11 protein-coding genes are annotated in these 12,426 nt (G+C 62.8%); 8 read left to right on the forward strand and 3 right to left on the reverse strand.

What is annotated here, in order from left to right; genetic code table 11:
* Positions 1-79 precede the first annotated feature (79 nt).
* The gene (locus L288_RS38980) at positions 80-1,507 is read right to left on the reverse strand and encodes an efflux transporter outer membrane subunit (RefSeq protein ID WP_021239589.1); all 1,428 of its coding nucleotides are present in this window, start codon (positions 1,505-1,507) and stop codon (positions 80-82) included.
* A 493-nt stretch (positions 1,508-2,000) separates the two neighbouring features.
* On the opposite strand from L288_RS38980, the gene L288_RS42140 reads away from it, so the two are divergent.
* The 7 genes from L288_RS42140 to L288_RS39010 all read left to right on the forward strand — a co-directional run bounded on the left by L288_RS42140 (position 2,001) and on the right by L288_RS39010 (position 9,389).
* Positions 2,001-2,666, forward strand: a complete 666-nt coding sequence (locus tag L288_RS42140) for a TetR/AcrR family transcriptional regulator (protein WP_021239590.1) — start codon at positions 2,001-2,003, stop codon at positions 2,664-2,666.
* A 242-nt stretch (positions 2,667-2,908) separates the two neighbouring features.
* Positions 2,909-3,631, forward strand: coding sequence for an acetoacetyl-CoA reductase (gene phbB, locus L288_RS38990; RefSeq protein WP_021239591.1), 723 nt, complete (start codon positions 2,909-2,911; stop codon positions 3,629-3,631).
* 69 nt (positions 3,632-3,700) lie between these two features.
* Positions 3,701-5,455, forward strand: coding sequence for a PHA/PHB synthase family protein (locus tag L288_RS38995; protein ID WP_408020626.1), 1,755 nt, complete (start codon positions 3,701-3,703; stop codon positions 5,453-5,455).
* A 3-nt stretch (positions 5,456-5,458) separates the two neighbouring features.
* Positions 5,459-6,871: a bifunctional enoyl-CoA hydratase/phosphate acetyltransferase gene (locus tag L288_RS39000; RefSeq protein ID WP_021239593.1), complete on the forward strand. Its 1,413-nt coding sequence runs from the start codon at positions 5,459-5,461 to the stop codon at positions 6,869-6,871.
* The gene (locus L288_RS39005; protein ID WP_021239594.1) at positions 6,868-8,067 is read left to right on the forward strand and encodes an acetate/propionate family kinase; all 1,200 of its coding nucleotides are present in this window, start codon (positions 6,868-6,870) and stop codon (positions 8,065-8,067) included. The genes L288_RS39000 and L288_RS39005 overlap by 4 nt, the downstream gene beginning before the upstream one ends.
* Positions 8,064-8,486, forward strand: a complete 423-nt coding sequence (locus L288_RS0122155) for an SDR family oxidoreductase (RefSeq protein WP_236613059.1) — start codon at positions 8,064-8,066, stop codon at positions 8,484-8,486. The genes L288_RS39005 and L288_RS0122155 overlap by 4 nt, the downstream gene beginning before the upstream one ends.
* A 144-nt stretch (positions 8,487-8,630) precedes the next feature.
* Positions 8,631-9,389 carry a MipA/OmpV family protein gene (locus L288_RS39010; RefSeq protein WP_021239595.1) on the forward strand — a complete coding sequence of 253 codons (759 nt, stop codon included), beginning with the start codon at positions 8,631-8,633 and terminating at the stop codon, positions 9,387-9,389.
* A gap of 164 nt (positions 9,390-9,553) precedes the next feature.
* Here L288_RS39010 and L288_RS39015 read toward each other — a convergent pair whose 3' ends face one another.
* Positions 9,554-10,600, reverse strand: a complete 1,047-nt coding sequence (locus L288_RS39015; RefSeq protein WP_021239596.1) for a choice-of-anchor A family protein — start codon at positions 10,598-10,600, stop codon at positions 9,554-9,556.
* 375 nt (positions 10,601-10,975) lie between these two features.
* Here L288_RS39015 and L288_RS43520 point away from each other — a divergent pair, with 375 nt between their 5' ends.
* Complete coding sequence (locus tag L288_RS43520; protein WP_161625675.1) at positions 10,976-11,152, forward strand: hypothetical protein; 177 nt, start codon at positions 10,976-10,978, stop codon at positions 11,150-11,152.
* Here the strand turns inward: L288_RS43520 and L288_RS39020 are convergent.
* A partial coding sequence (locus tag L288_RS39020) for a dicarboxylate/amino acid:cation symporter (protein WP_021239598.1) occupies positions 11,146-12,426 on the reverse strand: 1,281 nt, incomplete at its 5' end. The two genes, L288_RS43520 and L288_RS39020, sit on opposite strands and share 7 nt — an antisense overlap.

Raw genomic sequence — 12,426 nt, forward strand, 5'->3', positions numbered from 1 at the left:
TTCCACAGGGCGAAGCCCGCGACGATGACCGCAGCCGCTATCAGGCCGCGAACGATCCAGCGCTTGCGGGATATTGCTGTCATTTCGGGTCGGCTCCGGTCGGCTGAGTGTTGGGCGAATTGTTGAAGGGCGGCGCACCGGCAAAGCCGCCGCCCAGAGCCGCATAAAGCGCGACCGCGCTTGCCAGATGGGCGCGGCGCAGCTGCACCAGCGTCTGTTCGGTGTCGAAGAGACCGCGTTGCGCGTCCAGCACCTCCAGATAGGCGGAACGGCCATTTTCGAATCGAAGCTGCGCCAGACGCCCCCGCTCGCGGGCCGCGTCCAGCATCGTCCGGGTGGTGGCGACCTGACGGCCGAGCTGGCGCCGCCGGACGAGCGCGTCCGACACGTCGCGGAAGGCGGTCTGCACGGTCTGTTCATATTCGGCGACCGCGCGCACCTGTCGCGCCTTGGCGACGTCCAGATTGCCCTTGAGACGTCCGGCATTGAAAATCGGCAAGGTGATCGCGGGACTGAAGCTCCACGATCGGCTCCCGTCGGCGAACAGCCCATCGAGATCGGTGCTGGTCGAACCGAAGGCACCGGTCAGACGGATGTTGGGGAAAAAGGCCGCGCGCGCCGCCCCGATATCGGCGTTGGCAGCGCGCAACGCATATTCCGCCGCGACAATGTCCGGCCGGTTCGTCAACAGGTCGGACGGCAAGCCCGGCGGCAAACCCACGTCCGGCACGGCATCGGCCAGACGGCGCGATCCGGACGCGATCTTGATCGGCTGGCCGATCAGCAGTTGCAGCGCATTGAGGTTGACCTGTCGATCCTGCTCCAGGCCCTGAAGCACGGTCTGCGCCTGCGCCAGCAGGATTTCGGCCTGGGTCATGTCCAGTCTGTTGCCCGAGCCGACCTCATAGCGGCGTCGCAGAATACGCAGCGACTCTTCGCGCGTGGCGATCGTTTGACGTGCCAGCGCCTCTCGTTCCTCATATTCCCGTTCGAGCAGATAGCCGTTGGCCACCTGAGCGACGAGATCGGTCGCGACGGCGCGGCGGGATTCCTCGGTCGCGAGATACCGGTCGCGGGCGGCGTCGCCGAGGCTGCGCAAACGGCCCCAGAAGTCGATCTCCCACTGCGCGCTGAGTTGCGCCGTGACCTGCTTGATATCATAGCTCTGCGCGCCCGCGCCTGGCAGGTTCAGCAGCGAACGTCCCCGGTTGCCGGACAGCCCCGCGTCGAGTTCGGGGTAGAGCGGCGCGCCTTCGATACGCCAGGCGGCGCGCGCTTCGGCGACGCGGGCAGCGGCGATGCGGATATCGCGATTATTGGCAAGCGCCGCCTCGATCAGGCGGCGAAGTTCTTCATCCCGAAAGAAATCATGCCATCCGGTCCGCGCGATCGACGGTGCATCGGCGTCCGGGTCGGCAACGAAGTGCTCCGGCACCGGTTGCGCTGGCCGAACATGCGATGGGGCGAAAGAGCAGCCGCTCGACGCGAGCAACGCAGACAGGAACATCCATCGTCGTGGCAACACGAAATCATTCCCTTTTTCTAGTTGCCGCGAGACCGCATTGATGCGTCGAAGGCAGATGGCCTGTGATCTTTTCTGTTTTTCGCGTTTCGCTCACTCTTCAGAACCGTGATGCTGCGCGACACGGCAGGCCGCCTCCGGCCGGATTCCTTTTGTTATGACGCCGATCCCTGTTCCGCCCCCGAAGCGCCCAGCCACTTCGTCGTTCCCATGAGAGGTCGAGGCGACAGAATATCCGGCGTCGAGGAAACCGGCGCGCGATCCCACACGTTTCTCCGGCGACAATGCGATGCCCATGGGAAGTCATCCGATAGCAACTGGAACAGGCTCATGCCTTCGCTCCGGCGTCCTCTTCCGGCTATACGTATCTTTACCGATGGTATCGTATTGCGCCGATGTGACCCTTTCAAGAACGAAATGCATTGCACTATTATGGAATGCGGGAGATGGCGTTAAAAAGGAGGGGAAGCTGACGACCATGGAGAGTGGCACGGCTAATAAAGGCGCCAACGCACAGAAGTCGCGCGGTGGCCGTCCTCGCCAGGAGGTCGCGACGCGTCTTGCGAGCCACATTCTCGATGTCGCGCTTGAGCAGTTTCTCGCCCGCGGCGTTGAACGTGTCAGCATGGACGAGATTGCCGCACGGGCCGGAACCACCAAACGCACGCTCTATTCACGCTATGGATCGAAAACCGGCCTGCTCGTGGCGGTCGTCCAATGGGGGATAGCAATGCACATGCGGCCAGTCGCCGGGGCGATACCGCAGGGGACGGTGCGCGAGCGCCTTGTCCACGTGGCGCGGCGCATGCTGGATTTATCCCTGAAACCCGAAATCATCGGCCTTGAACAACTGGCCAGGCAGGCGGCGGCACAGGACATCGAGATTCCGGGTGGCCGGCTCACATTGTCTTCGCAGACGGGAGTGGAACTGATTCAGGGCATCCTGGATGAAGGAAGCGCGGCGGGGAGCGTCCACGTCACCGATACGCACTTCGCTGCTGCGTTCCTGCTGGACGCGCTCGTGATCGTTCCTCGAGCCCGCATCCTCTGGAAGCAATTCGAGAATAAGCCCAGGGCGAAAATGGAATATATGGAGCGCACGCTTGATCTTCTGGCTTCAGGCATGCCGTTCTTGAGCCCCTGAGGCGAAGCGAAAGGAGGCATGGCATCCGTCCGCTGCCCGCCCACCTTTTTGGGCAGCTGCGACATCGCTTGAACTCGCGGTCATCACGCGGCAATATAATACTATCAGTATAGTTACGGATGGTGCCCGTTCTTCCGCGCTGTCAACCAGCAGGCTGTCGAGGCAGCCCCGACGATTGGGCTGGCTCCGAACGGAGAGGATACTGGCGAGGCCTTGCGGCAAGTGAAGGAGGAAGGCTCTCCATGTCCCGTATCGCGTTCATCACCGGCGGCGTCAGTGGCATCGGCGCAGCGACGGCCAAGCTGTTAAAGGCATCGGGCTATACCGTTGCAGTCAACTTTTTCGGCAACGACGAGGAAGCGCGGCGCTTCATCGCGGAGACCGGCATTCCGGCATATGACTGGAACGTCGCGGATTTCGCGGCATGCCAGGAAGGGGTCGCGAAAGTCGCCGCCGACATCGGCCCGATCGAAATTCTCGTCAACAATGCCGGAATCACGCAGGATTCGACGCTGCATAAGATGACCGAGGCGCAATGGCGCAACGTGATCGACGTCGACCTCGGCGGATGCTTCAATATGAGCCGCGCGGTGATCGAGGGGATGCGCGAGCGCCGCTTCGGGCGGATCGTCAATGTCAGTTCCGTCAACGCCCTGTCCGGACAGTTCGGACAGACGAACTATGCTGCCGCCAAGGCCGGGATGATCGGTTTTACCAAGGCATTGGCGCTCGAAGGCGCAACGCGCAACATCACCGCCAACGCCGTCGCACCGGGCTACACCGACACCGGCATGGTCGCCGCGGTGCCTGGGGATGCGGTGAAGGCGGTGCTGGCGGCGGTGCCTATGGGGCGGCTGGGCACGCCTGATGAAATCGCGCGCGGGGTGCTGTTCCTTGTCGCGGACGAGTCCGGTTTCATCTCGGGCGAGACGCTCTCGATCAACGGCGCGAAATACATGGCCTGAGGCGGAAGGGCTTCAGGTCGTCGGTATGTGAGTTCGTGCAACATAGGCGTGGCGGACAGGAGGTTGACCGTGGATGATGTGACAAGCCGGACGCCGGACCCGCTGGACGGTATAGCCGAAACGCTGGACCGGGCGGCCAGCGCGGCGATCGCCCAACTCACTTCGGGCATATCGCCGGTAACGATGATGCAGTCCTGGTTCGACTGGGGACTGCACCTCGCCTGCGCGCCGGGCAAGCAGCTCCAGCTCGGGGCGAAGGCGGCGCGCAAATATGCACGGCTGGCCGATTATGCCGTCCATCGATCCCTGTCCGAGGATTGCCCGCCAGCGATAACGCCCTTGCCTCAGGACCGGCGCTTTTCCGACCCGGCCTGGCAAAAGCCGCCTTTCGACATCATCGCACAAGGCTTTCTGCTGAACCAGCAATGGTGGCACGCCGCCACGACCGGCCTGCGCGGCGTGACCAGGCATCATGAAGACGTGATGGAGTTCACCGCGCGCCAACTGCTCGACACGGTTGCGCCGACCAACTTTTTCGCGACCAATCCCGTCCTGCAACAGCGGATATTCGAAACGGGCGGCGAATGCCTCATCGACGGCATGCGCAACCTGCTGGAGGATATGCAGCGAGCCGTGCGCGGCGTGCCCCCGGCCGGTGCGGAGGAGTATCAGGTGGGCGGCAATGTCGCCGTCACACCCGGCAAGATCGTCTATCGCAACCGACTGATGGAACTGATCCAATATGCGCCGACGACCGACAAGGTCCGGCCTGAGCCGGTGCTGATCGTGCCGGCCTGGATCATGAAATATTATATTCTCGATCTTTCGCCGGAAAATTCGCTGGTCCGCTGGTTGAGAGACCAGGGCTTCACGGTATTCATGATCTCCTGGCACAATCCGGGAAGCGCCGATCGCGATCTCGACATGGAAGCCTATAGGCGGCTTGGCCCTGCGGCGGCGCTCGACGCGGTGTCGGCGATCACCGGTGCGACGCAGATTCACAGCGTCGGTTACTGCCTTGGCGGCACGCTCCTTTCGATCGCGGCGGCGGCGATGGCGCGCGCGGGCGACGACAAGCTGGCGAGCGTCACCCTGTTCGCGGCGCAGACCGAATTTTCCGAACCGGGGGAATTGGGGCTGTTCATCGACGAGGCGCAGCTCAATCTGCTGGAGAACATGATGTGGAGCCGGGGCTATCTCGATAGCAGCCAGATGGGCGGCGCGTTCCAGATCCTGCGCTCGAACGATCTCGTCTGGTCGCGTCTGCTCACCACCTATCTGATGGGTGAGCGCGAGCCGATGAACGACCTCATGGCCTGGAATGCCGATGGTACGCGCATGCCCTATGCGATGCACAGTCAATATCTGCGCACCCTGTTCCTGGACGACGATCTGGCTGAGGGCCGCTATCGGGTCGATGGCCGCACCATCAGCCTTTCGGGCCTGCGCAAGCCGATGTTCGTCGTCGGAACGGAGCGCGATCATGTCGCGCCATGGCGTTCGGTGCATAAGATTCACTGGCTGACCGGCGCGGAGATCTGCTTCGTGCTCACCAGTGGCGGGCACAATGCCGGCATCGTATCGGAGCCGGGGCATCCGCGTCGTCGCTATCATATGCTGACGCGCGAGACGGACGGCATGACGCTTGCCCCGGACGAATGGCTGAGCCAGGCCGAAAAGCGGGAGGGAAGCTGGTGGATCGCCTGGGGCGAATGGCTTGCCGCCCACTCGGGCGATCCTGTCTCACCGCCGTCCATGGGCGCGCCCGACAAGGGATACACACCCATCGCCGATGCGCCGGGCCATTATGTGCTGGAGCATTGAGCGATGGCGGATGAAGCGATGCTTGAAAACCGCACCTTCGACGAAATCGCCATTGGTGACAGCGCCAGCCTTTCGCGTACGCTCGGCCAGCGGGACATCCAGCTCTTTGCGCTGGCCTCCGGTGACGTCAATCCGGCGCATCTGGACCCCGATTTCGCGGCGTCGGACATGTTCCACCGGGTCATTGCGCACGGGTTATGGGGCGGGGGCCTTATTTCGGCTGTGCTGGGCACACAGCTTCCGGGGCCCGGCACCATCTATCTTGACCAGAGCCTCCGCTTCCTCCGGCCGGTCGGTCTTGGGGACACGATCACCGCGCGGGTGACCGTGAAGGAAAAGAAGCCCGATCATCGCATCGTCATCCTCGACTGCCGTTGCACCAACCAGAAGGGCGAGGAGGTGATTGCGGGCGACGCGGTGGTGAAAGCGCCGGTCGAGAAGGTCCGGCGGCCAGCCGTTGCGCTGCCTGACATACTACTTTCCGACCATGACGGCTATCATCGGCTCCTGAAAGCGGCCCAGGGTGGCGATCCGATCCCCACGGCCATCGCGCATCCGTGCAGCGCCGCGGCGATCATAGCGGTCGTGGAGGCGGTCGAGGCCGGATTGATCGCTCCCATTCTTGTCGGGCCTGCACCACGCATCCGCAGCGCCGCTCAGGAGGCCGGCGCGGATATTTCCGCCCTTCGCATCGTGCCCGCGCCGCATAGCCATGCCGCCGCAGCGCAGGCGGTCGCGCTGATTCGATCGGGTGAAGCGCGGCTGCTGATGAAGGGCTCGCTCCACACCGACGAATTGATGGGCGCGGTGGTCGCGCGGGAGACAGGGCTGAGGACCGAACGACGGGTCAGCCACGCCTATCTCATGGACGTGCCCGGCCATCCCGCCCCGCTGGTCATCACCGACGCAGCGATCAACATCGCGCCGGGGCTGGAGGAAAAAGCGGATATTATCCGCAACGCCATCGACCTGGCGCATGTCATCGGCATCGAATGCCCGCGCATCGCCATTCTCTCGGCGGTCGAGACGATCAATCCTTCGATCGCCTCCACGCTCGATGCCGCCGCGCTGTGCAAGATGGCGGATCGTGGCCAGATCGCGGGCGGCCTGCTCGACGGCCCGCTCGCGTTCGACAATGCCATCAGCGAAGCCGCCGCAAGGGAAAAGGGCATTGTCTCACCCGTCGCGGGCAAGGCCGAAATCCTCGTCGTGCCCAATCTGGAAGCCGGGAACATGCTCGCCAAGCAGTTGACTTTCCTGGGCGGCGCCGACGCGGCGGGCATCGTGCTGGGCGCGCGCGTGCCGATCATCCTGACGAGCCGGGCGGACAGTCTGCGCACGCGGCTTGCCTCCTGCGCGGTTGCCACACTTCTGGCGCGTGCGGGCACCAGGGCGGCGCCGGGGTTGCCGGCATGAGCCGTGCGATCGTCAGCCTCAATTCCGGCTCATCCAGCATCAAGTTCGGCCTTTATGCATTGGAACCCGGCGGCCCCGTTCACAAGGCCGGCGGCAAGCTGGAAGGCATCGGCACCGCCCCGCGCCTCATGATACGGGACGATGACGGCACCGTACTGATCCAGCGCGACTGGCCCGGCGGAGCTTCGCTGACGCATGAGCAGTTGCTGGACGTCCTTTACGACTGGGCCGGCACGCATTTGACCGGATATGAGATTGCGGCGGTGGGGCACCGGGTGGTTCATGGCGGGCGCAAATTCCGGCACCCCGTGCGGGTCGATGCCGCGCTGCTCTCCGAACTTGAGGCGTTCTGTTCGCTTGCGCCGCTCCACCAGCCGCACAACCTCGCCGCCATTCGCGAGATCGCGCGCAAATCGCCCGGTTTGCTGCAAGTCGCCTGTTTCGACACGGCCTTTCACCATGACATGCCTGAAGTCGCCGCCCGCATGGCGTTGCCGCGCGCCTATGCCGAACGGGGATTTCGGCGCTATGGCTTCCATGGCCTGTCCTACGAATATATCGCGCGCAAGCTGGCCGAACTGGACCCGGCGCTGGCGCGCGGGCGTGTGATCGCGGCGCATCTGGGCAATGGCGCCAGCATGTGCGCCATGCGGGAAAGCCGCAGCATCGACACCACCATGGGCTTCACCGCGCTCGACGGCCTGATGATGGGAACGCGCAGCGGGTCGCTCGATCCCGGCGTCATCGTGCACCTCCAGCTTCAGGAGGGCATGAGCGCGCAGGACGTCGAATCCCTGCTCTATCGCCAGTCGGGCCTGCTGGGCGTATCGGGCGTGTCCAGCGACATGCGCGCGCTGCACGACAGCAAGGATCCCCATGCCCGCGAAGCGATCGAACTTTTCGTCTGGCGGGCCGCACGTCATGCAGGCGCGTTGATGAGCGCTTTGGAAGGGCTGGACGGCCTGGTCTTCACAGCAGGGATTGGTGAGAATGATCCCCGCATCCGTGCCGCGATTTGCGAACGGCTCGCCTGGGCTGGCGTTGTCCTCGACGCTCAGGCCAACGCCAGCAACGCGCCGGTCATCAGTTCCCCGGACAGTCGTATCACTGTCCGGGTGATCCCGACCGACGAGGAACGCATGATCGCGCTTCACACATCCGCCATTTTGGAAAATCGGGAAGGAGAAGCGGCGTGAAACCGCTGGTGGATCTTTCGGGCAAACGTGGGCTCGTCATCGGCATTGCCAATGACCACAGCATCGCGGCGGGATGCGCCCGTGCCTTTCGCCAGTGCGGCGCGCGCATTGCCGCGACCTATCTTAATGAGAAGGCGAAGGCGTGGGTGGAGCCGGTCACGACCGCCTTGGGCGCCGAATGGATCGCCCCATGCGATGTGCGCGAACCCGGCCAGATCGAACCGCTTTTCGATGAGGTGAGCAAGCGCTGGGATGGCGTCGATTTCCTGCTGCATTCCATTGCGTTCGCGCCGCGCGATGACCTGCATGGCCGCGTCGTCGACAGTTCGGCCGAAGGCTTCGCGCTGGCGATGGACGTATCGTGCCACAGCTTCCTGCGGATAGAAGCCAGCCGAGCCGCTGATGGACGATGGGTGTGAAGCGATCAATGGCGACGGGGATGGCTACATCATACCCTGATGAGATCCGTAACGCTATCCCGGCGTCCAGAGGAGCAAGCTTCTGAAAAAGCCGACACCGGCGGCTGTCGGTGCCGATCTCAGAAACAAAAAAGGAATATGTACATGAAAATCATGGCTCATGCCTGGACACTCGCCCTTACATTGCTCGTTGGCGGACTCGGAAGCAGGACGGCTCAGGCGCAGGATGGCGATCATATAACACTGGGCGTGGGCGTCGCGGCTGTACCGGAATTTGAAGGCTCGAAGGGCTATCGGGTCCTCCCAATTCCACTGCTTGACGTGCGAGCCGGCCAGTTTTTCGCCAGCCTCGGAGACGGCATCGGCGTTCATATCGTCGACACGCCGACGTTGAAGCTTGGCGGCAGCGTCACTTACGTTCGGGGCTATCGACGCCGCGACGTGCCAGAAGGTATCGACAGCTTGTCCGATGCGGCTGGCGCTCGCCTCTTCACGTCCCTCCGGCTGGGAGGCGCGATCGCCACCGTAGGGGCAACGCGCGTGATCGGTGGCGGAACCCGCGGCACCATCGCGGATGCGCGGCTATCCTATCCTGTTCAGACCGCGCAACGGGTCACGATCATCCCGACGCTCGCCACCAGTTGGGCCGATGACAAGCATATGCGCCGCTACTTTGGAGTGACGCCCTCGGAAGCGGCGGCATCGGGCCTTGCCGCTTATCGTCCGTCGAGCGGTTTCAAGGACGTGTCCGCTATCGTTACCGCCAATTACCGTCTTGCCGGCGGCCTCAATATCGCTGGATCGGCGGGAGTCACACGGCTGTTCGACAAGGCGGCCGACAGCCCGTTCGTCGAGCGCCGCTGGCAACCGGCCGGATTCGTCGGCATCGCCTATAGCTTTTGAGATCAAGCACGCATCCGAAGACACTAAAGGTGAAATGCTCCAGGGAGCGTGCTTCGCAAATGCGATCACAACATTACACGACGTTGCAAGCCTGCATCCAGCGACGGGACCGCGTCAAACGCAGTCCTTCTACTTGCCTGCGCCAATCACATAGCGCTCCCTTATCATCCGCGAATGAGGCGGAGGCTGCGGCGGCGAGCAAGCAGCAACCCACCAGCGCCCAGGGCAAAAAGTGCCCAGGCCGGACCCTCAGGGACTGGCGTCCCGCCCGAACTTCCCCCTGGCGGCGTAGCAGGCGGATTGTAGTTGCCCGCATAGGTGCCGAGATGCATTTCGCCATCCTGGACAAGACTTCCGAATACGGCTGATCCCTGGATATAGTTGCTGGTATGCGCCGATGCCCAGGGAGCGAGAACCGAGCCGCCCCAGCTGGTCGTCAGATCCAAAGCCTGCGCATCCGCGAAATTCCAGATGAGATGCTCGCCTAGCCCTGCGGTGCCGCCCAGAAAGTTGTCGTTGAGGTTGACCGTTGCCCCGCTGACATTGACGATCGCCGTGTCCGCGCCGTTCAGGTTGAAGGCGATCTCTCCTATGGAATTGAGATCCGCCGCGCTGATCGAAAAGACCGCGAGCCCGTCCGCATTGGGAGTGGCGTTGAAGGTTGCGCGGTTGCCGGTGATATCCACCTGGCTGTTGGCCGAAAGGCCGTTCAGCGTAGCCGACAATTCCTTCATACTGCCGGCGATCGTGCTCCCTTGTGCAGCCAGAGCGCTCGCAAATCCAGGATCGGACGCGGCAAGGCCGGACTGAACGACATTCTGATTGACATTGGTGTTGGCAATCGAGCCGCCGACCTTGACCGTTTGCGACGGGCCGTTGAGATTGAACCCGCTCTCGACATTGCCGCCGACGACAGCGCCCGAACCATTGTTCAGGTTCTTGATACCGCCGGTCACGTTGCCGACGACAGTAAGGCCCGGTTGCCCGTTCGGCGAGGTGCTCGGTGCCCCGATCTGATAATTGGATGAAGTGCCGGTCAGATCGCCGCCGACAAAGGTTCGCCCTTCGACCTCCGATGAGGATTTCAGATCGCCCAGCACGATCAGGTTCCACTCACGCAGGGCATCTGTCCCTGAAACCGGCGATGCGAACGCCGCCGAGGCGGCAAGCGCGGAGCCCGCAACCGCGAGCAAAATGCGATATCTCTTCATATCCGCCTCTATACACGACCGTTGCCATTGCCGAAGGATCAAAGATGGTTAATGGAAACCTGTCCCAAGTCGACACAATAGTTGCGAGGGATATGGCGTGGAGCCAGGAATGCCTGCAAACACAACCAACTAAGCCGCTGGTGGGAGACGTCCGGCCGTTTGCTGCCCTGCCAGGTCTGAAGAGGCGAGGGCTACAAAGGTGCCATCGGAGCAGATGCGCGACCTCATTGAAGCAATTGAAGACGGCAGATACACTTATGTCCGCTGTCCAGAACTCAGAATATCGCGATAACGATAAATATTGGGCGGCAATTATCCAAGTTTTCTTTCGTTCTCACATTTGTGTGCTTCCGGGTGATATCTTGAATTGACCCGTTGAACGATGCGTTCTGCCAAATTGACCCTGATCGGCAGACCGGCATCTATCCGGCGCCAGGTATTGTAGCTGATCCCGAAGCTTTCCTGCAACTTCTCGTCGGTTCGACCGGGGCAATTGGCGCGCATATGGTCGACGATATGGCCTGGCAGGCAGATCATGCGCTGGGTCAATGACTTTCTCCCTTTTCCGCCTCCACCATGTCGGATGCCAGTTCCAGCCCGGCGCGGCCATGGGCGGGTGTGTGGGCCGGGGCTTTGGGATGGGGGACATAGTCGGGTTCCTCGACCTCCAGCATGCCTTCCCATTTGGTGATGACGGATGTGGCGATGGCGTTGCCCAGCACGTTGGTGGCGGTGCGGCCCATGTCCATGAAGTGATCGACCGCCAGGATGAAGGCTATGCCCTCTACCGGCAGGTCGAACTGGCCCAGCGTCGCCGCCACCACCACCAGGGAGGCGCGGGGAACGGCGGCGATGCCCTTGCTGGTCACCATCAGCACCAGCAGGATGGTGATCTGCGTCGCGATCGGCAGGTCGATGCCATAGGCCTGGGCGATGAAGATGGTGGCGAAGGTCGAATACATCATCGACCCGTCCAGGTTGAAGCTGTAGCCCAGCGGCAGCACGAAGCTGTAGATGCGGCGGGGGACGCCGAAGCGGTCGAGCTGCTCCAGCATCTTGGGGTAAGCCGCTTCCGACGAGGCGGTGGAGAAGGCGATCAGCAGCGGTTCGCGCACATATTTGAGCAGCTTGCCCATGCGCCGCCCCAGGAACAGCGCGCCCGCGCAGCACAGGATTATCCAGAGCGCGAACAGCGACAGGTAGAATTCGCCGACAAGCTCGCCGAAGGTCTTGAGCACGCCCAGCCCTTCGGTCGTGATCGCCGACGCCAGCGCGCCGAACACGGCGAAGGGGGCCATGCGCATGACATAGCCGGTCACTTGCAGCATCAGTTCGACCATCGCTTCGATGACGGTGATGATCGGCTTGCCCCTGTCGCCGATGGCGGTCAGCGCCACGCCCACGAACAGGGAGAAGACGACGATCTGCAAGATGGAGTTTTCCGCCATCGCCCCCACCATGGAGGTGGGGAAGACGTGCAGGACGAAATCCTTGAAGTTGAGCGCTTCGGTGTTCACGCCCGATTCCGCGCCCGACCGGACGAGGTTCAGCCCTTCGCCCGGCGCGAAGAAATTGACGAAGATGAGGCCCAGCGTCAGCGAGATCAGGCTGGCGATGATGAACCAGGCGAGCGCCCGCCCGCCGATCCGCCCCAGCGCGGCGCTGTCCCCCATATGGGCGATGCCAGCAACCAGCGTGGAAAAAACCAGCGGCGCGATGATCATCTTGATCAGGTGAAGGAAGATGTCGGCCAGAAGGTGAAAATATCCCGCCACATCCTTCGCCAGCGTCTTGTCGCCGCCAACCCACAAATTGGCCAGGAAACC

This window comes from Sphingobium quisquiliarum P25, from assembly GCF_000445065.1.
Classification (GTDB): Bacteria; Pseudomonadota; Alphaproteobacteria; order Sphingomonadales; family Sphingomonadaceae; genus Sphingobium; species Sphingobium quisquiliarum.

What these genes read in the sequence shown, in the direction of transcription:
- L288_RS39000 (WP_021239593.1), top strand. Translation starts at nt 5,459, where the DNA reads ATGGCGGATGAAGCGATGCTTGAAAACCGCACCTTCGACGAAATCGCC.
- L288_RS39010 (WP_021239595.1), top strand. Translation starts at nt 8,631, where the DNA reads ATGAAAATCATGGCTCATGCCTGGACACTCGCCCTTACATTGCTCGTT.
- L288_RS39015 (WP_021239596.1), bottom strand. Translation starts at nt 10,600, where the DNA reads ATGAAGAGATATCGCATTTTGCTCGCGGTTGCGGGCTCCGCGCTTGCC.
- phbB (WP_021239591.1), top strand. Translation starts at nt 2,909, where the DNA reads ATGTCCCGTATCGCGTTCATCACCGGCGGCGTCAGTGGCATCGGCGCA.
- L288_RS42140 (WP_021239590.1), top strand. Translation starts at nt 2,001, where the DNA reads ATGGAGAGTGGCACGGCTAATAAAGGCGCCAACGCACAGAAGTCGCGC.
- L288_RS39005 (WP_021239594.1), top strand. Translation starts at nt 6,868, where the DNA reads ATGAGCCGTGCGATCGTCAGCCTCAATTCCGGCTCATCCAGCATCAAG.
- L288_RS38980 (WP_021239589.1), bottom strand. Translation starts at nt 1,507, where the DNA reads ATGTTCCTGTCTGCGTTGCTCGCGTCGAGCGGCTGCTCTTTCGCCCCA.